This window comes from Rahnella perminowiae (assembly GCF_019049695.1).
Classification (GTDB): Bacteria; Pseudomonadota; Gammaproteobacteria; order Enterobacterales; family Enterobacteriaceae; genus Rahnella; species Rahnella perminowiae.
Window position 1 is genome coordinate 217,207 of record NZ_JAFMOT010000188.1, and the last position, 20,839, is coordinate 238,045.

The 20,839-nt window shown below is 51.0% G+C and carries 18 protein-coding genes; 12 read left to right on the top strand and 6 right to left on the bottom strand.

Features of this window, described 5'->3' with window-relative positions; all coding sequences use genetic code 11:
* Positions 1–32: 32 nt before the first annotated feature.
* The 3 genes from pspC to pspA form a co-directional block, all read right to left on the bottom strand.
* Positions 33–392, bottom strand: a complete 360-nt coding sequence (pspC, locus tag J1781_RS24560; protein ID WP_217219419.1) for an envelope stress response membrane protein PspC — start codon at positions 390–392, stop codon at positions 33–35.
* On the bottom strand, positions 392–619 hold the full coding sequence (gene pspB, locus J1781_RS24565; protein WP_217234323.1) for an envelope stress response membrane protein PspB: 228 nt from the start codon (positions 617–619) through the stop codon (positions 392–394). Before pspB ends, pspC begins: the two co-directional genes overlap by 1 nt.
* 86 nt (positions 620–705) lie before the next feature.
* The gene (gene pspA / locus J1781_RS24570) at positions 706–1,377 is read right to left on the bottom strand and encodes a phage shock protein PspA (RefSeq protein ID WP_129951668.1); all 672 of its coding nucleotides are present in this window, start codon (positions 1,375–1,377) and stop codon (positions 706–708) included.
* A gap of 233 nt (positions 1,378–1,610) precedes the next feature.
* Here pspA and pspF point away from each other — a divergent pair, with 233 nt between their 5' ends.
* The gene (gene pspF, locus J1781_RS24575) at positions 1,611–2,618 is read left to right on the top strand and encodes a phage shock protein operon transcriptional activator (RefSeq protein ID WP_129951669.1); all 1,008 of its coding nucleotides are present in this window, start codon (positions 1,611–1,613) and stop codon (positions 2,616–2,618) included.
* Positions 2,619–2,838: 220 nt separating this feature from the next.
* On the opposite strand, the gene zigA is transcribed toward pspF, so the two are convergent.
* Entirely contained in the window at positions 2,839–4,026 is a 1,188-nt protein-coding gene (zigA, locus tag J1781_RS24580) for a zinc metallochaperone GTPase ZigA (protein WP_217234421.1), read from the bottom strand.
* A 217-nt stretch (positions 4,027–4,243) separates the two neighbouring features.
* Between zigA and sapA the strand changes: the two genes are divergently transcribed.
* From sapA to dtpA, 7 genes are all read left to right on the top strand, one after another.
* Entirely contained in the window at positions 4,244–5,926 is a 1,683-nt protein-coding gene (sapA, locus tag J1781_RS24585; RefSeq protein ID WP_217234324.1) for an ABC transporter substrate-binding protein SapA, read from the top strand.
* Positions 5,923–6,888: a putrescine export ABC transporter permease SapB gene (gene sapB / locus J1781_RS24590; protein WP_129951671.1), complete on the top strand. Its 966-nt coding sequence runs from the start codon at positions 5,923–5,925 to the stop codon at positions 6,886–6,888. The genes sapA and sapB overlap by 4 nt, the downstream gene beginning before the upstream one ends.
* Positions 6,875–7,765, top strand: a complete 891-nt coding sequence (sapC, locus tag J1781_RS24595) for a putrescine export ABC transporter permease SapC (protein WP_129951672.1) — start codon at positions 6,875–6,877, stop codon at positions 7,763–7,765. Before sapB ends, sapC begins: the two co-directional genes overlap by 14 nt.
* Complete coding sequence (gene sapD, locus J1781_RS24600) at positions 7,765–8,757, top strand: putrescine export ABC transporter ATP-binding protein SapD (protein WP_129951673.1); 993 nt, start codon at positions 7,765–7,767, stop codon at positions 8,755–8,757. The genes sapC and sapD overlap by 1 nt, the downstream gene beginning before the upstream one ends.
* Positions 8,757–9,566 carry a putrescine export ABC transporter ATP-binding protein SapF gene (sapF, locus tag J1781_RS24605; RefSeq protein WP_129951674.1) on the top strand — a complete coding sequence of 270 codons (810 nt, stop codon included), beginning with the start codon at positions 8,757–8,759 and terminating at the stop codon, positions 9,564–9,566. Before sapD ends, sapF begins: the two co-directional genes overlap by 1 nt.
* A 206-nt stretch (positions 9,567–9,772) precedes the next feature.
* Positions 9,773–10,975: a CMD domain-containing protein gene (locus tag J1781_RS24610; RefSeq protein ID WP_217219422.1), complete on the top strand. Its 1,203-nt coding sequence runs from the start codon at positions 9,773–9,775 to the stop codon at positions 10,973–10,975.
* A 577-nt stretch (positions 10,976–11,552) separates the two neighbouring features.
* Positions 11,553–13,064, top strand: a complete 1,512-nt coding sequence (gene dtpA, locus J1781_RS24615; protein WP_129951676.1) for a dipeptide/tripeptide permease DtpA — start codon at positions 11,553–11,555, stop codon at positions 13,062–13,064.
* Between the two features lie 99 nt (positions 13,065–13,163).
* On the opposite strand, the gene J1781_RS24620 is transcribed toward dtpA, so the two are convergent.
* Positions 13,164–15,059 (bottom strand): diguanylate cyclase domain-containing protein, encoded by a 1,896-nt coding sequence (locus tag J1781_RS24620; RefSeq protein ID WP_217234325.1) that lies wholly within the window; start codon positions 15,057–15,059, stop codon positions 13,164–13,166.
* Between the two features lie 164 nt (positions 15,060–15,223).
* Complete coding sequence (locus J1781_RS24625; RefSeq protein WP_217234326.1) at positions 15,224–16,255, bottom strand: helix-turn-helix domain-containing protein; 1,032 nt, start codon at positions 16,253–16,255, stop codon at positions 15,224–15,226.
* 303 nt (positions 16,256–16,558) lie between these two features.
* Here J1781_RS24625 and J1781_RS24630 point away from each other — a divergent pair, with 303 nt between their 5' ends.
* The 4 genes from J1781_RS24630 to gstA all read left to right on the top strand — a co-directional run bounded on the left by J1781_RS24630 (position 16,559) and on the right by gstA (position 20,834).
* Positions 16,559–16,828, top strand: a complete 270-nt coding sequence (locus tag J1781_RS24630; RefSeq protein WP_129951679.1) for a hypothetical protein — start codon at positions 16,559–16,561, stop codon at positions 16,826–16,828.
* Between the two features lie 567 nt (positions 16,829–17,395).
* Entirely contained in the window at positions 17,396–19,084 is a 1,689-nt protein-coding gene (locus J1781_RS24635; protein WP_217234327.1) for a putative bifunctional diguanylate cyclase/phosphodiesterase, read from the top strand.
* Between the two features lie 109 nt (positions 19,085–19,193).
* Positions 19,194–20,060, top strand: coding sequence for a 4-hydroxy-tetrahydrodipicolinate synthase (gene dapA, locus J1781_RS24640; protein ID WP_217234328.1), 867 nt, complete (start codon positions 19,194–19,196; stop codon positions 20,058–20,060).
* 168 nt (positions 20,061–20,228) lie between these two features.
* Positions 20,229–20,834, top strand: a complete 606-nt coding sequence (gene gstA, locus J1781_RS24645) for a glutathione transferase GstA (RefSeq protein WP_129951682.1) — start codon at positions 20,229–20,231, stop codon at positions 20,832–20,834.
* The last annotated feature ends 5 nt before the right edge of the window (positions 20,835–20,839 follow it).

Here is a 20,839-nt window from a genome sequence, read left to right on the forward strand (position 1 = left end):
TCCGGCGGCCAGAGGCAAGGCGGTGAAAATGATTAAAGCTGGCGGAACCGGCTACGTACACCGAAAGTTTCCGAAGTCACATAGCGTTCGACCTGGCGTAAACGTTGCTCGCTGGCTTTCAGTTCACGGTCAGCCTCTTCCAGCAAATTTCTCGGCGATGGCGCAGTTTCCTCCTCATATTCACTGGCCGGTACAGGATCCAGCACGTAGCTGAGAATGATGTACGCCACCAATGTGAACATGAACAACCCAAAGAAAACCGACAGTACAGCCATAATACGCAGCAGTTTTACCGGCACGCCCAGATAGTGCGACAACCCCGCCAGCACACCTTTTACCACGCCCTCTTCCGGCACACGGTACAACTTTTTATCAGACAGGCGATTCGCCATTATGATTGCCTCCAGCCCGGATGTTCGGCATCGAGTATTTCTTCCAGCGCCTGAATGCGTTCACGCATACGCTGCGCCTCATGGGTCAGACTGCTGAGATTTTGCATCTCATGCTGACTAAGCTGATTGCCATTTTGCTGGCGATTGCTGTAGTGAAGCCACAACCAGACGGGCGCCACGAATAAGACGAAAATGGTCAGCGGGATGGCTAAGAACAGGAAGCTCATTACATCACTCCTAGATTTTGATGAGTCTTATTAATTTGTTAACCCTGCCCAACCTGCCGGTGAACAGGCAGGTTGGGTAGCAAATATTACGCGTCCGGAGTGCTGTTCATTTTCGCTTTCAGGGCAGCAATCTGTGCGCTGATTTCATCGTCGGCTTTGAGTTCAGCGAATTGCTGATCCAGCGATTTCTTTTTACCGATGCTGACACTTTCTGCTTCCGCTTCCATATGATCAATACGGCGTTCAAACTGCTCAAAACGTGCCATGGCTTCATCAATTTTACCACTGTCAAGCTGACGGCGAACGTCACGGGAAGACGCCGCAGCCTGATGACGTAAGGTCAGCGCCTGCTGGCGGGCACGGGTTTCGGTCAGTTTGCTTTCCAGCTCGCCAATTTCTGACTTCATCCGGTCCAGGGTTTCTTCTACCACGGCCACTTCGTTTTTCAGCGTAGTGACTAACTCGGACAATTTTTGCTTTTCGATCAACGCCGCACGCGCCAGATCGTCTTTATCTTTACGCAGCGCCAGTTCAGCTTTGTCCTGCCATTCAATCTGCTGGGATTCACCCTGATCGATACGGCGGATCAATTGTTTCTTTTCTGCCAGCGCACGGGCCGAGGTAGAACGCAGCTCCACCAGCGTGTCTTCCATTTCCTGAATCATCAGACGAACCAGTTTTTGCGGATCTTCTGCTTTATCCAGCAAGGTATTGATGTTGGCGTTAATGATGTCAGCGAAGCGAGAAAAAATACCCATAATCGAAATTCCTCTTTGTTTCTGTTTGGTTTCCGGCCAAATGATTACCGGTTAAAGCCGCAGGTGATTTTTTCACTGCAGTGATAAACCTATATCAGGATCCGTGCCAACTTTTTTAAATTATTATCTGCATGAATAAATTGAATTTTTCAGCGTTGCCTCTGCTATGCTTATTTTTCGGGATGACGATTTTCACTAAGTGTTAGTGTTTTTCACCACACAAGGAAAGCCAAATGACGGATAACACAGACAATTTACTTGGCGAAGCCAACGCCTTCATTGAGGTGCTGGAACAGGTTTCACAACTGGCGAAGCTGAACAAGCCGGTTCTGGTCACCGGCGAACGCGGCAGCGGTAAGGAACTGATCGCGCATCGTCTGCATTATCTTTCACCCCGCTGGCAGGGGCCGTTTATTTCACTTAACTGTGCGGCACTCAATGAAAACCTGCTGGATTCTGAACTGTTCGGCCATGAAGCAGGCGCGTTTACCGGTGCGCAGAAACGTCATCTCGGGCGCTTTGAACGTGCGGATGGCGGCACGTTATTTCTTGATGAACTGGCGACAGCCCCCATGCTGGTACAGGAAAAACTGCTGCGCGTGATCGAATACGGTCATCTGGAACGCGTCGGCGGCAGCCAGCCGTTGCAGGTGGATGTCCGTCTGGTGTGTGCGACGAATGATGATTTGCCGAAGCTGGCCGCTGAAGGGAAATTCCGCGCTGACCTGCTGGACCGGCTGGCGTTTGATGTGGTGCAATTACCGCCCCTGCGCGAACGTCAGCAGGACATCATGTTACTGGCCGAACATTTTGCCATCCAGATGTGTCGTGAACTTTCCCTGCCTTTATTTCCCGGATTTACAGAGTACGCCCGGGAGACGCTGCTGACGTATCAATGGCCGGGCAATATCCGTGAGCTGAAAAATGTGGTGGAACGTTCGATGTACCGCCATGGCACCAGTGATTTTCCGCTTGATAATATCATTCTGAACCCGTTCACACCGCGCAACGGCGCTGCGGAACCGGCTGATGACAGTAAGCACGAAAACCTGCCGACACTGCCGCTGGATATTAAGCAATGGCTCACCGGGCAGGAAAAAAATCTGATCGGACAGGCTTTGCGGCAGGCGCGGTTTAATCAGCGTAAAGCCGCTGAGCTGCTGAACGTGACGTATCATCAGTTACGCGGGATGTTGAAGAAACACGGGATACAGGTGAACTCGCAGGAAGCGGCTGAATAACAGGCAAAAAAAAGCCAGCACCCGAGCTGGCTAAGTCATACTGGAAGCAATGTGAGCAATGTCGTACCTCGCGATTAACGTCCCTGGCGGGGCATTTCTCGTCCGGTGAAAAGATGATAATGGTTCTCAGTATCGTCTGTAAAGTACTTTGTTGAGAATATTTCTCATTACCACAATGACATTATGGCTACTTATTGAACAACCCTACCCTCCCTAAGGACTACCATGCCGGGAACGGATCAGCCATGTTCACCCAGTGTTCAATACCTTCTGCCATCTGTTCTTCGCTAAGCAGGCACGCATCCAGCCGCCGGATAATCTCTTCTTTATTCATGTGCTGACCGATAAAGACCAGTTCCTGTCGCATATCTCCAAACGGCTCTACCCATTTTTCCAAAATGTGTTCACGGGTTTCATCATCCTCCGGCCAGTCGCTTTCCGGCAGAGAACGCCAGAAAATACCTGCCATGCCATAACGCGCAATCCCCCCCGCCTGACTCCATTGGCCGGCAAAACGCGGACGCGACGCCAGCCAGAAAAAGCCTTTGGAGCGCAGTAAAGTGCCGCCGCCCCAGTCACCATGCACCACGCGGTAAAATTTATCCGGATCAAACGGCCTGCGCGCCGTGTAGACAAAACTGCTGATGCCGTACTCTTCAGTCTCCGGTTTATGTTCACCACGTAACTCTTTCAGCCAGCCCGGCGCCTGTTGTGCTTTGGCGAAATCAAACCGGTGTGTATTCAGCACGGTGTCCAGCGGAAGGCTGCCAGGGGAAATCGGAATAATGTGCGCATCAGGATTGAGGCTTTTCAGCAACGCAATCACTTCGCGCTGCTGCCGGCTGTCGAGAAGATCGGTTTTACTCACCAGCAACACGTTACAAAACTCTATCTGGTCGATGAGCAGATCCGTCACGCTGCGCTCATCGTCCTCACCGAGACTTTCACCGGCCTCCTGCACACTCCGTGCTTCCTGATATTGCTGCATAAAGTTGACGCCATCAACAACAGTCACCAGCGTATCCAGCCGCGCAAACTGCGACAAACTTTCACCGTTTTCATCTTCAAATGTGAACGTTTCTGCCACCGGCAGCGGTTCTGAAATACCACTCGATTCAATCAGCAGATAATCAAAACATCCGGCCTGTGCCAGCCCGCGCACTGAAATCAGCAAATCTTCCCGCAACGTACAACAGATGCAGCCGTTGCTCATTTCCACCAGCTTTTCCTGCTGACGGTCAAGGATAATTTCGTTAGTGATCAGCGCGGCGTCAATGTTCACCTCACTCATATCATTGACGATAACCGCCACACGCAGTCCCTGACGGTTGTTCAGAATGTGGTTGAGAACGGTAGTTTTGCCTGCGCCAAGAAAACCGGACAGCACGGTAACGGGGAGTAAGGACATCATTAACCTCATCGCGAGAACAGTGCAGGAATTTTTCGCCTGCGTTTATTGTTATAATATAACATAACAATAGCATGCCGATTTCAAGGGTTTTATTTACAGATGGCCAGTTTTTGCGCGAAGTGCCGCAGGATCATGCGCTGATTTGCTCAATGGATTGGGGTACCTGGCAGAGTACGATACACTGACGGTATTGCACCTTAACTTTGAAGCCTTTATGCGCCGTCTAACTTTGTGGATGCTTTTACTGAGCGGCTTGTCCACTGCAGTCTTTGCTGAAACTGCCCCAACACACGCCAGCCCGTCAGAGGTCAGTGCGCCGGTGAAAGATATTCGCCAGAGCGGCTTTGTCTATTGTGTTAACGGCATGGTCAATACCTTTAACCCGCAGAAAGCCAGCAGCGGGCTGATTATTGATACGCTGGCCGCACAGTTATACGACCGCCTGCTGGATGTTGATCCTTATACCTATCGCCTGATCCCCGAACTGGCGCAAAGCTGGGAAGTGCTGGATGATGGCGCAACCTACCGTTTTCATCTGCGCAAAGATGTACCTTTCCAGAAAACCGGCTGGTTTTCGCCATCGCGTAAAATGAATGCCGACGACGTGGTATTCAGCTTCCAGCGTATTATCGACCCGAATAATCATTACCATGCTGTAAACGGTGAGGAATACCCGTATTTTGACAGTCTGCAGTTTGCCCGGGCGGTGAAAAGCATCAAAAAACTCGACGACTACACTGTCGAGTTTCGTCTGAATAATCCTGACGCCTCATTCCTGTGGCATCTGGCGACACACTACGCACCGGTGCTTTCCGCTGAATATGCCGCGAATTTGACAAAATCTGGCAACGAAGAAGAGATTGATCGCCAGCCGGTCGGCACCGGCCCGTTCCAGTTAGGCGAATATCGCACCGGCCAGTATGTACGCCTGGCGCGCAACGGTCATTACTGGAAAGGGACGCCGCGCATGTCGCAGGTGGTGATTGATATGGGCGTTGGCGGCACCGGGCGTTTGTCGAAACTGCTGACCGGTGAATGTGATGTGCTGGCCTATCCGGCAGCCAGTCAGCTGTCCATATTACGTGAGGATCCGCGTTTGCGTCTCTCCCTGCGTCCGGGGATGAACGTTGCGTATCTGGCTTTTAATACCAACAAAGCCCCGCTCAATGATCCGCGTATCCGTCAGGCAGTCGCGCTGTCGATCAACAATCAGCGCCTGATGCAGTCCATATATTACGGCACTGCTGAAACCGCTGCGTCTATTCTGCCGCGTGCGTCCTGGGCTTATGACAGCAACGCGCAGGTGACGGAATACAATCCGGATAAAGCGAAACAAATCCTTAAAGACCTCGGACAGGAAAACCTTAATCTGCATTTATGGGTGCCGACGGCGTCACAGTCATTTAACCCCAGCCCGCTGAAAACCGCTGAACTCATTCAGGCAGATTTGGCGCAGGTGGGGATTAAAGTGACGATTGTCCCGGTCGAGGGACGTTTCCAGGAAGCAAAGCTGATGGAGATGAATCACGACCTGACGTTATCCGGCTGGTCAACAGACAGTAATGACCCGGACAGTTTCTTCCGCCCGATGCTCAGTTGCGCAGCGATTCATTCGCAGACCAACTATGCTCACTGGTGTCACCCGGAATTTGATGAATTGCTGCGTCAGGGGTTGCTGTCACAACAACTTTCTCAGCGCATTGAGTTTTATCAGCAGGCGCAAAAGATACTTGAGCAGGAGCTGCCGGTGTTGCCACTGGCCTCTTCCCTGCGCCTTCAGGCTTACCGTTACGATATTAAAGGGCTGGTATTGAGCCCGTTTGGCAACTCCTCTTTTGCCGGCGTGTTTCGTGATGATGAAAAGAGCCGTGATGACGAAGGAAGGAAAGCCCCATGATCATCTTTACGCTACGCCGTATTTTGCTCCTGCTGGTCACGTTGTTTTTTCTCAGTCTGGTGGCCTTCAGCCTGAGTTATTTCACGCCGAATGCGCCACTGCGCGGTGCCTCTTTATGGGATGCCTACCGCTTCTATTTTGCGGGTCTTTGCCAGTTTGATTTTGGTGTGTCGAGCATCAACGGCGAAGGCATCACTTATCAGCTGAAAGCGGTTTTCCCGGCCACGATTGAACTGTGCGTTCTGGCCTTTGCGCTGGCGTTAGTCGTCGGCATCCCGCTTGGCATTCTGGCGGGAGTGATGCGCGGAAAATGGACGGATGTGGCCATCAGCAGCATCGCCCTGCTCGGTTTTTCCATCCCGGTGTTCTGGCTGGCGGTGCTGCTGATGCTGTTCTTCTCGCTGCAACTGGGCTGGCTGCCGGTCTCCGGTCGGCTGGATTTACTCTATCAGTTGAAAACCGTCACCGGCCTGACGTTGGTTGATGCGTGGCTTTCTGATTCGCCATACCGCCATGAGATGATCATGAGCGCTATCCGCCATATGATTTTACCGATCGCCGCACTGGCCGTTGCACCGACGACTGAAGTGATCCGCCTGATGCGCATTTCTACCGATGATGTGCTGGAAAAAAACTACGTGAAAGCTGCCGCAACCCGGGGTTTATCACGCTTTACGATTATCCGTCGTCATGTATTACACAATGCATTGCCACCGATCATCCCAAAACTCGGCCTGCAATTTTCGACCATGCTGACACTGGCGATGATTACCGAAGTGGTGTTTAACTGGCCGGGCATCGGACGCTGGCTGATTAACGCCATCCGTCAGCAGGATTATGCGGCGATTTCAGCCGGTGTGATGGTCGTTGGCTCGCTGGTCATTGTGGTCAATGTGCTTTCAGACATTCTGGGTGCACTGATGAATCCATTGAAACATAAGGAATGGTATGCCCTTCGATAATGTATACCGCGAAAAACAGGTTCCGAGCCCGCTGCGCCACACCTGGGGGATTTTCTATCGCGACACGCTGTCGATGATTGGTTTCTACGGTGTGCTCGGTTTGTTATTGCTGTGCATATTTGGCCATTTATTAGCCCCTTACGCGCTCGATCAACAATTTCTTGGCTATCAGCTGTTGCCGCCATCCTGGTCACGCTACGGCAATGTGTCGTTCTTTCTTGGCACAGACGATCTGGGGCGTGATTTACTTAGCCGGATGTTAACCGGCGCGGCACCGACGATTGGCGGCGCGCTGCTGATCACGCTGGCCGCGTCATTATGTGGCGTCATTGTCGGTGTGCTGGCAGGGATCAGCCGTGGCCTGAAATCGGCCATTCTGAACCATATTCTCGATACACTGCTGTCGATCCCTTCCCTGCTGCTGGCAATTGTCGTGGTCGCGTTTATTGGCCCGAAGCTTGAACATGCGATGTTGGCGGTCTGGCTGGCCCTGTTGCCGCGTATTTCCCGTACCATTTACAGTGCCGTGCATGATGAACTGGAAAAAGAATATGTGGTTGCCGTGCGTCTCGATGGGGCCTCTACCTGGCAAATCCTGCGTTTTGCCGTTTTGCCGAATATTGTCGCGGTGCTGGCCACGGAATTTACCCGTGCCCTGTCTATGGCGATTCTGGATATCGCCGCGTTAGGTTTTCTGGATCTGGGCGCGCAACTGCCTTCACCGGAATGGGGTGCCATGCTCGGCGATTCGCTGGAACTGGTGTACGTTGCGCCGTGGACAGTCATGCTGCCGGGTGCCGCCATTCTTATCAGCGTGCTACTGATCAACCTGCTGGGTGACGGTGTGCGCCGGGCGATTAACGCGGGGGTGGAATAATGCCGTTACTCGATATCCGCAATCTGACCATCGAATTTATGACCGCCGAGGGCCCGGTCAAAGCCGTCGACCGCGTCAGTATGACGCTTAACGCCGGTGAAATTCGCGGGCTGGTAGGGGAATCCGGTTCGGGTAAGAGCCTGATTGCCAAAGCGATTTGTGGCGTTACCAAAGATAACTGGCGTGTGACGGCTGACCGTATGCGCTTTGATAACATCGACCTGTTGCAACTGACGCCCCGTGAGCGGCGCAAACTGGTCGGGCAAAACGTGTCGATGATTTTCCAGGAGCCGCAGTCCTGTCTGGATCCTTCGGAAAGCATTGGCCGCCAGCTGATTCAGGCGATCCCCGGCTGGACCTATAAAGGCCGCTGGTATCAGCGCTGGAAGTGGCGGAAAAAACGCGCCATCGAACTGCTGCACCGCGTCGGCATTAAAGATCACAAAGATATTATGGCCAGTTATCCGTATGAGCTGACTGAAGGCGAATGCCAGAAAGTGATGATCGCCATCGCGCTGGCAAATCAGCCACGCTTGCTGATTGCTGATGAGCCGACGAATGCCATGGAGCCGACTACGCAGGCGCAGATTTTCCGTCTGCTGGCGCGGCTCAATCAGAACAATAACACCACCATTTTGCTGATCAGTCATGATCTGCAAATGATGAGCAAATGGGCGAACCGCGTCAATGTGCTGTACTGCGGGCAAACTGTTGAAAGTGCGGTGTGTGAAGAACTGCTGGCCTCGCCACATCATCCTTATACACAGGCACTGATCCGCGCGATGCCGGATTTCGGCCGTTCATTACCGCATAAAAGCCGTCTGAATACCTTGCCGGGTGCCATTCCTTCGCTGGAACATTTGCCGATTGGCTGCCGCCTGGGACCACGTTGCCCTTACGCGCAGAAAAAATGCATTGAAACGCCGCGTCTGCGTCTGGCTAAAACCCATGCGTATGCCTGCCATTTCCCGCTGAACATGGAGGAGCAATAATGGGCGAAACTCTGCTCGAAGTCCGTAATCTGAGCAAAACGTTCCGTTATCGCACCGGACTGTTCCGCAAGATGAATCTCGAGGCAGTGAAACCGGTCAGTTTTACACTGCGCGAAAAACAAACGCTGGCGATCATCGGCGAGAATGGTTCGGGCAAGTCGACGCTGGCTAAAATGCTTTCCGGCATGGTCGAGCCAAGCGGTGGCGAAATTCTCATTGATGAACATCCGCTGGCGTTTGGTGATTATCGCTTTCGCAGCCAGCAAATCCGTATGATTTTCCAGGATCCGAGCACCTCACTTAATCCGCGTCAGCGTATCGGACAGTTACTTGAAGCGCCACTGCGTCTGAACAGCGAAATGGATGCACAACAGCGCGAACAACGCATCAACGAGACGTTGCGGCTGGTCGGGATGCTGCCCGATCATGCTAATTATTATCCGCATATGCTGGCGTCCGGTCAGAAACAACGCGTGGCACTGGCGCGCGCGCTTATCCTGCAACCCAAAGTCATCGTGGCCGATGAGGCACTGGCGTCTCTGGATATGTCAATGCGTTCGCAAATCATCAATATGATGCTCGAATTACAGGAAAGACAGGGCATCTCGTATATCTATGTGACTCAGCATCTGGGCATGATGAAACACATCAGCGATCAGGTACTGGTGATGCACGAAGGCGAAGTGGTGGAGCGTGGGAATACGGCCGAAGTGCTGGCAGCACCGCTGCATGACCTGACCAAACGGTTGATTTCCAGTCACTTCGGTGAAGCGCTGACGGCTGATGCCTGGCGTCGGGACGGTAATTAATCCCTCTGCAGGGTAATAGACGGGCAGATTCTCCCCCTAAACGGTGTCAGGAAACTGTCACCGTTTTCTTTTTATGCAAATTCACCCCCTTCTATTCCTTTTAGATATGATTTATCGCTTAACATTATTTTATATCGACAGCGGTATCGGCAACGATAGGGTCTGATAATTTGCCTGAGTAACAGGCTTGAAGAAAGGACCCGTTCATGGAACAACAACGCAAGGCCGCACACAGCGGCTGGTATCATGAAACACAATCCAGCCAATATGGTCATCTTCCGCTCGATCCCCACGCTGCGTTGGTACAGGATCGCTTTCTGCTGGGCCTTGATGCTCAGCTCGACCCGACGCTTCGCCAGTTGCTTAATGAACGCCAGCGACTGCTTCGGGCATCCCGGACCTGTTATGAGGTGCTGTTTCCTGACACGCTGAAGGTTTCGCGTACTGAAACACTATCATTGTATGACCGTCTCAGTAGTGCTCTGACAGTGGCACAGGTCACCGGCGTACAGATACTCTGTAGCCATTACGCTGCCCGACTCGCTCCGCTACCCAGCCCTGATGCCTCCCGTAAAAGTAACATCCGCCAGACCCACATTACCCAGTTCGCACGACTCCTTGCTACCCAGCCAACACTGATTACGGTGCCGATGTTGCATCAGCTTTATGATGTCGGTTTCAGCACGCGCGATATCGTGACCTTTACGCAGCTGATTGGCTTTGTCAGCTATCAGGCGCGCGTTCTGGCGGTTCTTAATGGTTTACGTGGACGCGCTGCCGCCGTCTTGCCGGGGTTTCCTTCACCGGAAGGATGTGAGCAAAAAGGATTTTCACTCGCAATGTTGCAATGGACGTCACGATTACCTGAAGTGGTGCCGGAAGATGCCAGCCAGCATCAGCAGGATGTGCTGGATTTAATCGCACCTGATGCCCGCTCTTCGTCTTTCTATACTTTGCTGGTACATGATGCCGACGCGCTGAGCGAATTTTCTGCAGTATTTAACAATATTATGCAGGCAGGTGCGGATCCGGTCGCTACATGGCGTGAGCTGGCTGCCGTCACCACGTCACAGCTGAACGGTTGTTTGTATTGCGCCGGGATCCACGGCCGTTTGTATCTCGAGGCGGGCGGTAATGAGAGGCTGATTAATGATTTATTCACAGAAAATCACCGTGATGATGCCATCGATACGCTGTCGAAAAATCTGCAAGACAAAAAAGAGGCTGCCTTGCTGGAGGCGGTGGTCACCCTGACACGGACGCCGGAACGTTTTGATGCGCGCCAGCTGCATGGTTTGTCTGATGCCGGGTATTCAGCAACACAATCTCTGGATATTCTGCTGACAACGGCACTGTTCAGCTGGTCAAACCGGCTGATTCAGACGCTGGGCGATACCCTGAATCAATAGTCCTACTTTTTACTCTCCTTGTACCCCCTCATTCCGGCAGGATATTCACCTGCCGGTGATGCCAATTGTAAACCCCTGCACCACCTAACCGGCATAAGTCGTATTAATCTTATTTTCAATCGGAAATTTAGTGTTAAAACGAGAAGCTGATCACATTACACTGTGCGGCGTTGCGGGTAGATCTCCAGCAGTAAATTATTTATTCATAAAGCACTTCATAAACCCCGGTAACATAGAAATATTCACTATTTATTCACTTCATGGCAGATGATAAAACTGATTAATCATTTCATCGTAAAACAATGACAATGTAAAAACAGAGACTATAATTCATACAACATATTCATATTGCCTATTTAGAAAACATAAACATTAATTCTGCATAACATTTCGAATACAGATTAATCACGCCGGATAAGTTAAATGTAACAGCATATGTCAAACTCCTTGCCACATTTACGAAGTTAGTGAACATTACTTGCCGTCATCCCATCTTATAACAATGCAAAGGGTGCTTATTTCGCGCCACTTATGCGTTTCCGCCCTCTATGGCCGGAAGGAATAAACAGAGGTACGAGTGTCAACTGCAAACAAAACACCAAACAATGAAAGCGTGAGTCTTAACGCCTTCAAACAGCCAAAAGCGTTTTACCTGATCTTCTCCATCGAATTATGGGAACGTTTCGGTTACTACGGCCTGCAAGGGATCATGGCGGTTTACCTGGTCAAAATGCTTGGCCTGAGTGAAGCCGACTCCATCACCCTGTTCTCCTCATTCAGTGCGCTTGTGTATGGCTTTGTGGCTATCGGCGGCTGGCTGGGTGATAAAGTGCTGGGCTCAAAACGCGTGATCGTGCTTGGCGCGATTGTTCTGGCGTTAGGTTATTCATTCGTTGCCTATTCCGGGCACGAAATCTTCTGGGTCTATCTGGGTATGGCGACTATCGCCGTCGGCAGTGGCTTGTTTAAAGCAAATCCATCCTCATTGCTTTCTACCTGCTACGAAAAAGATGATCCGCGTCTTGATGGCGCATTCACCATGTATTACATGTCGGTGAACATTGGTTCATTCTTCTCCATGCTGGCAACACCGTGGCTGGCTGCAAAGTATGGCTGGAGCGTCGCGTTCTCCCTGAGCGTGGTGGGTATGTTGATCACTATTGTGAACTTCCTGTTCTGCCGCAAATGGGTCAAACGTCAGGGTTCGAAACCAGACTTCGCGCCGCTGCAGTTCAAGAAACTGTTGATGGTGCTGGCCGGGGTCGTGGCGCTGGTATTCCTGTCAAGCTGGTTACTGCATAACCAAACCATTGCACGTATGGTTCTGGGTGTGGTTTCCGTGGGTATCATTATTGTCTTTGCAAAAGAAACCTTCTCAATGCAAGGCATTGCTCGCCGGAAGATGATTGTGGCGTTCCTGCTGATGATGGAAGCTGTGGTGTTCTTTGTGCTGTACAGCCAGATGCCAACTTCGCTGAACTTCTTCGCTATCCACAACGTAGGTCACGACCTGCTGGGTATCAGCTTCCAGCCTGAGCAGTTCCAGGCGCTGAATCCATTCTGGATCATGGTGGCCAGCCCGGTTCTCGCAGCTATCTACACCAAGGTCGGCGACCGCATGCCAATGCCACACAAGTTTGCGATGGGTATGGTGTTATGTTCCGGTGCGTTCCTGGTGCTGCCGTGGGGTGCGAGCCTGGCGAATGAGCAAGGCATCGTGTCAGTAAACTGGCTGGTACTGAGCTACGCGCTGCAAAGTATTGGCGAGCTGATGATTTCCGGCCTGGGTCTGGCGATGGTGGCTCAGCTGGTTCCACAGCGTCTGATGGGTTTCATCATGGGTGCCTGGTTCCTGACCACCGCAGCCGCGGCGATTATCGCAGGATATGTTGCCAACCTGACAGCCGTGCCTTCTGACATTGATGACGCCCATGCCTCACTGGCCATTTACAGTCACGTCTTCCTGCAGATTGGTATTGCAACAGCTGTGATTGCTGTGCTGATGCTGGTGACTGCATCTAAACTGCACCGCATGACGCTGGATCGCGAAACTGACGAGAAGCAACCTGAACTGGCTTCTGCTCAGTAAACACAGAAGCCTCTGCCGATAGTTTATCAACGCCTCCTCCGGGAGGCGTTTTTGCAACATAATCATCCAAACCTAAGAAACGCCGATCTGTACAGACTTTTACCCTAAATAATATCGCCCTTTCCCACTTTGTTTTGCGCGGTACATCGCGGCATCGGCCCGCGCCATCAGCGTATCCGGCAGCAAAGGCCGGCGTGCGCGGCCTATCGCCACACCGATACTGGCAGACAATGCCACCGGGACGCCTGCGACATGCTCGATTGAGTGCAATGCATTCATCAGACTGACGCAAATGCGGCTGACGTCATTTTCAGTATTGTTCAACTGACTCAGCAAAACGGTAAATTCATCTCCCGCCAGACGTGCCACAATATCTTGCGAACGCAGATTATCGCGTAAGGTATGACCGAAAAACTTCAGGATCAAATCACCAAATTCGTGCCCGTAGGTGTCGTTATAGACTTTAAAATTATCAATATCCAAAAAGAGCAATGCGATGTCGGTTTCTGCTTTTTCCTGATGTCCGGCGGTATAACTCAATGATTGCTGGAAGGCGCGCCGGTTCGGTAATCCGGTCAGCGGGTCGTGATTTGCTTCAAATTCCAGCTGAGCCTGCAGCGCTTTTATTTCGCTGATATCGGTTGAAAGGCCGTAATAACCATTACGGATATCGTCGCAAGGGATCAGCGTGGTATGCAAAACGCCGCCTTTGCCATGGCGGTAATAATCCGGCAATTCGATTTCGTAACTCACCGTCATGCCCTGCAACACCTGATGAATATAGGGTTTAATCTTGTCATAACTGTGCTCCCCCACGACCTCCCTGACCTGCTTCCCGCAGACCTGTGTCTCTTCGACGCCATACCAGTTGGCGTGGAAATGATTCACAAACGTGTATTGCTCATTCGCATCAACATGGCAAATCAGCGCGGGGATATTATCAGTGATGGCCCTGAGGCGTTTTTTGCTTTCCGTCAGCTCCTGTTCACGGGTCAGACGCCGCGCAATTTCCTGATGGAGCTGTTCCATTGTCACCTGTAACTCATGCGTGCGGTCAGCCACACGGCGTTCCAGATCCTCCTGCAGCGAATACAGCGCCTGTTCGATATGTTTACGCTCAGTAATGTCACTGATAACAACAATGTAGTGATGGGCTTCGCCGGTCACATTACGCACCAGTGAGGCCGTCAGCGTCACCCAGAGCGTACTGCCGTTCGCCCGCTGTAAAAGTTTTTCTACGCTGAAGCTGTTGATTTCACCGGAAAGCAGACGGGGAATCAGCACGTTTTCGGCATAAAGATCATCGCAATGGGTCACGTCCTGCAACAGACAATCACGCAACTGATGTTCGGCATATCCCAGCATATTACATACCTGCGGATTGATGCGCAGCCAGCGCCAGTCGAGTCCGACTAAGGAGAACCCGACGGCAGCGTGAGCAAATGTCTGTTCAAACAAAGCTTCACTTTTCGCCAGATTGTCTTCTACCCGCGCCGTATACTGCCGGTTTTCGAGGTGCAAAATATAACTTTGAACCAGCGCTGTCATATCCAGCAAAGTTTGCTGATCTTCCTCACACCATTCCCTGGGGCGGTCATCAACCAGACATAATGCCCCCAGCGCCACCCCTTCTTTCGAATGCAGGGCGCAACCGGCATAAAACACGATATGGGGATTACCGGTGACCAGCGGATTATCGTGGAAGCGCAAATCGAGCCGGGCATCCCTGACAATCAGCGGGCCGGATTCGAGAATGGTATGACCGCAAAATGAGATATCACGGTGAGACTGTTTAATGTCAACGCCGGTGTGTGAAAGGAACCACTGCCGGTCCGCGTCAATCAATGAAACAACAACAGCCTTGGCCTGAAACTGCCGGGCAGCCATCCGGGTAATACGGTCAATCTCCTCAATTCCGGGAGAATCCAGAATGCCCAGGGAAGCCAGTATGGCAAGACGAGCCGGTTCATCAACTGCCGGTTGAGGGAATAACATAATGCACTCTCAAAGATTATTGATGACTATTCCACCGAGTCTACGCGTTTGGCTGGAAAAACGGCTCTGATTCCGCCCTGCGGAGGAAAAAATCAGAATAGTGACAGATCACTAAACACGTAAATATTTAACACTTTCTGAGCAATTATTGGCAAATCAGATCATTAAAGCGAAGCCACCCAATTCACATGGGTGGCATCTATCTGCCCGAGTTGTTCAGCATCACGGCGGAATTTCTCCCGCATTTCGGAAGGCGTTGCGCCATAGAATTCATGGAAATAGCGACGTAAGGCGCTGAGTTCCAGGCCACACTGTCTCGCAATAGCAGCCAGACTTTGATCAGACATAGAAGAGGTACGCAGGAGTCGCTTCGCCAGCAATAACCGACGGCTGCGAATAAACTGCGCGATACCACCAAGCGGTTCAAACAGGCGATATAACCCGGAGCGCGAAATAGCAAAATTTTTGCACAGAATATCAATACTGATCGGTTTGCCGAGATGCTTTTCGATATACAGACAAATGCGCTCAAGACGTGCACTTTGCTCAAACGGATGTTCCACCTTTTTCCCCGCCACCAGGTGCAGGGTTTGCAGGAATACCGACGCCGCACCCTCACCGGTGCTCAGCACTTCCTGTTCGGTCATCTGATCAAAAACCTGCACCATCGTCGCAAAATGGTTGCGCAGAATAATGTTCACCGGAGAGGCAGCAGGAATGCGCTTCCCGTGTAACGAGGCGATATCAACATTAAAATGCAGGCTGTGCTTGGGCATAATAATGTATTGATATGAACCGAGACGCGGTTTCTGATCGCCCGGATACACATGGATTTTAATCGGCTGGGACATATCCTGGATCAGAATATCCCCCTGATTCAGCATGAACCGCTCGCCGAAGCACTGACACGCCATCCCGCCGACGATCACAATGAAAATGACGATATGATCAGGCATTGAGAACAGATTGCCGTACTGACGGTTGATATCATGCTCACTGACAGTCAGCACACCGCCAATCACCCGACCGAAATTGTAGCCGGTGACGCCCCAGTCAAACTCTTCCCGGTGGCGATCGGGCAGTTCAAGTTTGAAACCTGCGCTGGACATTCCGTCTTCCCATTCGTAAAAACGGGTATCGAAATCCTGATAAATGTTCGCACTATCAACGATCTTTCGTGATGATGAATCGCCCATTTTCTCACCGAAAATTAAGATAATTCCGAAACGATAATCCACTACAGGCTGTGAAATCAATCCTCAGCAGCAATTGGTAATACTTTTACACCAAAAAAATCTATTTTTGAGTGGGTGCTGGCGTTCTAAAAGTGTGCAAAAACAGCCAGTAAACCGTGCTATTTGACAAATCAGACTGACATGTTGTTCGCGATAATAATTCCGGGATCAGTTAATATTACGCAGCAGAAACCCGTTTTCTGTTTGCTATTCTTAATTAATTGTCAGTCACATTATTGGCTCAACTCAAACCGGGGGCGTGCGATGGTAAAAAGAAAAGTCCTGGATGAGGGACGCCAGCTAAAAAGAATGAATGCAGAAACCCGCAGGCAGTCGCACATGCATAAATGGTTCGCGATTGTGGCGGCTCTCGACTGTGTGCTGGTTATTTTTTATGATCAGGATATGCGTAACATTGTTTTCTCAGCGGGCGTCTGTGTAGTGTGTACTTTCCTCTGGCTGAAAGGTCGTAAACAATCCCGCAGTTACCGACGCGAATGGGATGAAAAATTTGGGACTAAAAAGCATCTCTGATACTTCATTCCAGGCTGTTTTTATTTCTCCGTTTCACCGTTTATAAAGTCGTTCCTCAATAGGATAAAAGTGCCTCTGTCCGGTCCCCATGATTGTTCAGAATAACCGCCTGCATACCTGTAATATTCTTTCATTGCTTATTTCTGACACACTTGCTCAGCGAATTTTTGCGGGATCTTAACTGACGACATTTTCGCCTGCTTCTGTCAGCGTTGGTTAGCCCTGAATTCGCAGCATAATATGCTGGTAACGCTCAGTATCAGTATGGCATCCGGTGATACCTGATCAGGATGCGAGCCCGCACTTATTCATTCAGGCAGATCATGCTTTGTAACTGCTAAAATTCGTCGCTAAAAAACGCATTGAACTAAGTTGATCGTTATTCACCCGAATAATATATCGAATACCTTACTTAGTGCGTGATAACCAATTGAATTTTAAAATTTAAAAACAACGGTAATATTCTCATCCAATTGTGAGTAATAATTGGAAAAAACAATCTTATGAGTTTACTGGTTAACATACAGTGCCACATCACACTCATTTTCTGCCCGGGGTATTTAACTCATGCTTACAGATATTGCGATATGCCAGGCAGTTCTTGATGCGCTTCCCGAAGCAACAGTCCTTAAAGATAATGAGCGTAAACTGGTATTCCTTAATCAGAAAGCCAGCGAATTTTATGGGCGTTCACGGGAAGAATTGATTGGTCAGGAGGTTTCTTTTTTTACGGATCCTGAACAAGCGGCACGGCAGCGTGAACGCGATATCGAAGTTCTGGAAACCGGCGAAAAAACGGTCAACGAAGAAACGCTGGTTGACCCATCAGGTAACCGCCGCAATGTGCTGGTGCGTAAATCGCGCGTTACGCTGGAGGCACGGCATTTCATTCTGACCTCCATTATGGATATTTCGCTTTTGCGCAATTCAGAAGCGCAGATCCGCTACCTTGCCCGTCATGACGTATTGACCGGCCTGCCCAACCGGACGGCGCTCAGTGAGGAGCTTAGCCAGATTGCCGCCCAGCGCATGTATCGCCCTGAACCTCACGCCCTCTTCCTGCTCAATCTCAACGACTTCAATTACATCAACGACACATATGGCTATCAGGCAGGTGACGCCATTCTCTGTGAATTCGGCCAACGTCTGCGTAATGAAGTCGGCAGCAGCGGAACGGTTTCGCGCATTGGTGGCGATGAATTCTCGATTATTCTGCGCAATAGTCCGACCAGTGAAATGGCCAATAATCTGGCGCTGGAAATACTGGTGATGATGCGCCAGCCGTTTACGCTGACGCGGGCCAATCCGATGATGACAATTTCATTCGGCATTGTGATGTTTGGCGCAGAGAATATTACCGCCGGCGAGATCATGCGCCGCGGCAATACGGCGCTGCTGGAAGCCAAGCAGCGCGGCAAAAATATGTTTTCGTTTTATTCTGAATTACTTGATGCCAGCAGCGTCAGTAAACGCATTATGGTGAAAGCGCTGGCGGAGTCGCTGGCCAGAGAAGGCGATCTGACCTGCGTTTATCAGCCTATTTTGCGCAGCCGTGATGAGAAGGTCGTTTGCGTTGAGGCGCTGGCACGCTGGAACCACGGCGTGCTCGGACAGGTCTCGCCGGTACAGTTTATCGCTCTGGCCGAAGAAACCGGGCTGGTAATTCAGCTCGGTGAAATCGTTTTGCGTCAGGCATGTCGCGATATCAGAAATTTTGAGCGGCTTAATCTGGCGATCAATGTTTCAGCCGTTCAGCTCGGTGAACAGGATTTCGGGCCGCGTATTCTGGCGGTTTTGGCTGAGGAAGATTTCCCGCCTTCTCGACTCGAACTTGAACTGACCGAAACGTCCGTCATGAATGCCAACGAGACCAGCCTCAGCCATCTCGCTAAATTACGTAAGGTTGGGGTTAAGGTTTCGCTGGATGATTTCGGTACGGGTTATTCCAGCCTCAGTTTGCTGAAAGATATTTCGGTAGACAGCGTGAAAATTGACCGTTCATTTGTGCAATATGTCACAGAAGTGAATGATACCGCCGCGATCGTTTCTGCCGTATCCCAGCTTGGTAATAAAATGCATCTCAACGTCATTGCCGAAGGCGTCGAAAATCAGTTGCAGAAATCCTTTTTAGTATCAGCAGGTTGCTCACATCTCCAGGGCTATCTGTTCTCCCGCCCCGTGCCGGTTGATGTGTTAAAAACTTTACTGAGCGATGAAATGAACATGTTATCCCGTATCTGGCTCAACGATTTATAAGCACCATAGATAACTCAAAACACCTTATTAATTCATTCAATTGGCGCTCGTCCCTGTTTTACTGACATGATCCGAGGCTGATAAACCACGCCGTTTAAGGAATCACATCATGTCATCGTTTTCAGGTATCTGGGTCCCGCTGGTCACGCCTTTTCATCAGGGTGAGATTGATTTTACTGCGCTGAAATCATTGTGCACCCGGCTGCTCAAACGGGGCGTTGACGGCGTCGTGGTGTGTGGTACAACCGGTGAGGCCCCTATGCTCACCAAAGAAGAACAACTGCAGGTTCTGGATGCGGTGCTGGAGGTGGTGCCAGCCCGTCAGGTGATCATGGGACTATCAGGCACGCATATGCCCGTTATCCGTGAAATGCAGGAGGCGATTTTACGCCGTCCGGTTGCCGGTTTACTGATCCCCGCGCCCTATTATATTCGTCCCTCTCAGGCCGCGCTGGTCGCCTGGTTTACAGAAATTGCAGATCACGCCACAGTGCCGGTGGTGCTTTACAATATTCCTTATCGTACCGGCGTACAGATGGAGCTGGACACATTCCGCCAGCTGGCCAAACATCCCCGTATTACAGCCGTCAAAGATTGCGGCGGGAGCATAGATCTGACGCTTTCACTGATTGCTGACGGAGAACTTGACGTGCTGTGTGGCGAAGACGTACAGATATTTTCCACCCTGAGCCTGGGCGGTACAGGGGCGATTGCCGCGTCGTCGCATATCTTCCCGGAAGAGTTTGTTCAGCTGATAAAGCAGTTCAAAGAGCAGGATATGGCTGCGGCGCGTAAAACCTTCTTTAGCTTACTGCCGATGATCCGGCTGATGTTTTCTGCTCCCAATCCGGCTGCCATCAAATACGCGTTATCACTGGACGGGTTAATGGATAACGAACTGCGTTCTCCTATGCTGCCTGCACCGGAAAATGTTGAACGGGCGGTGCGGGACTTTCTGAATCAGCACTCGCGCTGAGAACTGACGGTTGAGTTCATCAGAAGATGAATCACCGGACGCACTGTCACAATTAAAACACTGACTTTTGCTCCCGCCGGTTCTAGGATAGAAGCAGTTTTTATATAGCCCTGTTGCGTCCCTATGAAACTGCGGGGTGAGATGTGTTGCCCATTCAATGGAGTGTTTATGAAACTGTATTATAAATCCGGTGCGTGTTCCCTTTCCCCCCATATCGTCTTGCGTGAAGCGGGTCTGGACTTCAGCATTGAGAAAGTGGACCTGGCAACCCGGAAAACCGAAACCGGTGATGATTTTCTGGCAGTGAATCCAAAGGGGCAGGTCCCCACTCTGTTGCTCAATGATGGCAGTATTCTGACCGAAGGTGTGGCTATCGTGCAGTATCTGGCAGACCAGAAACCAGACCGCCAGCTGATGCCGGAAGCCGGCACACTGGCCCGTTATCACGCGCTGGAATGGCTGAACTACATTGCAACTGAGCTGCATAAAGGTTTCTCGCCATTGTTTAATCCCAAAACGCCGGAAGAGTTCAAGACATTAACCCGCGAAGCACTGAGTAAAAAATTTGCTTACGTGAATGCCTGCCTGAAAGACAATCATTTCCTGCTGGGTGCGCGTTTCAGCGTGGCAGATGCTTACCTGTTTACCGTGATGGGCTGGGCCAAAGCGCTGAAATTTGATCTGAGCGCACTGACTGAACTGAATGCTTATCTCGAACGCGTTGCCGCACGTCCGGCTGTTGATGCCGCGCTGTCGGCTGAAGGCCTGAAATAATCGCT

What these genes read in the sequence shown, in the direction of transcription:
- pspF (WP_129951669.1), top strand. Translation starts at nt 1,611, where the DNA reads ATGACGGATAACACAGACAATTTACTTGGCGAAGCCAACGCCTTCATT.
- sapF (WP_129951674.1), top strand. Translation starts at nt 8,757, where the DNA reads ATGGGCGAAACTCTGCTCGAAGTCCGTAATCTGAGCAAAACGTTCCGT.
- sapA (WP_217234324.1), top strand. Translation starts at nt 4,244, where the DNA reads ATGCGCCGTCTAACTTTGTGGATGCTTTTACTGAGCGGCTTGTCCACT.
- zigA (WP_217234421.1), bottom strand. Translation starts at nt 4,026, where the DNA reads ATGTCCTTACTCCCCGTTACCGTGCTGTCCGGTTTTCTTGGCGCAGGC.
- pspB (WP_217234323.1), bottom strand. Translation starts at nt 619, where the DNA reads ATGAGCTTCCTGTTCTTAGCCATCCCGCTGACCATTTTCGTCTTATTC.
- J1781_RS24630 (WP_129951679.1), top strand. Translation starts at nt 16,559, where the DNA reads ATGGTAAAAAGAAAAGTCCTGGATGAGGGACGCCAGCTAAAAAGAATG.
- J1781_RS24620 (WP_217234325.1), bottom strand. Translation starts at nt 15,059, where the DNA reads ATGTTATTCCCTCAACCGGCAGTTGATGAACCGGCTCGTCTTGCCATA.
- J1781_RS24610 (WP_217219422.1), top strand. Translation starts at nt 9,773, where the DNA reads ATGGAACAACAACGCAAGGCCGCACACAGCGGCTGGTATCATGAAACA.
- dapA (WP_217234328.1), top strand. Translation starts at nt 19,194, where the DNA reads ATGTCATCGTTTTCAGGTATCTGGGTCCCGCTGGTCACGCCTTTTCAT.
- gstA (WP_129951682.1), top strand. Translation starts at nt 20,229, where the DNA reads ATGAAACTGTATTATAAATCCGGTGCGTGTTCCCTTTCCCCCCATATC.
- J1781_RS24625 (WP_217234326.1), bottom strand. Translation starts at nt 16,255, where the DNA reads ATGGGCGATTCATCATCACGAAAGATCGTTGATAGTGCGAACATTTAT.
- sapC (WP_129951672.1), top strand. Translation starts at nt 6,875, where the DNA reads ATGCCCTTCGATAATGTATACCGCGAAAAACAGGTTCCGAGCCCGCTG.
- sapD (WP_129951673.1), top strand. Translation starts at nt 7,765, where the DNA reads ATGCCGTTACTCGATATCCGCAATCTGACCATCGAATTTATGACCGCC.
- J1781_RS24635 (WP_217234327.1), top strand. Translation starts at nt 17,396, where the DNA reads ATGCTTACAGATATTGCGATATGCCAGGCAGTTCTTGATGCGCTTCCC.
- pspA (WP_129951668.1), bottom strand. Translation starts at nt 1,377, where the DNA reads ATGGGTATTTTTTCTCGCTTCGCTGACATCATTAACGCCAACATCAAT.
- sapB (WP_129951671.1), top strand. Translation starts at nt 5,923, where the DNA reads ATGATCATCTTTACGCTACGCCGTATTTTGCTCCTGCTGGTCACGTTG.
- pspC (WP_217219419.1), bottom strand. Translation starts at nt 392, where the DNA reads ATGGCGAATCGCCTGTCTGATAAAAAGTTGTACCGTGTGCCGGAAGAG.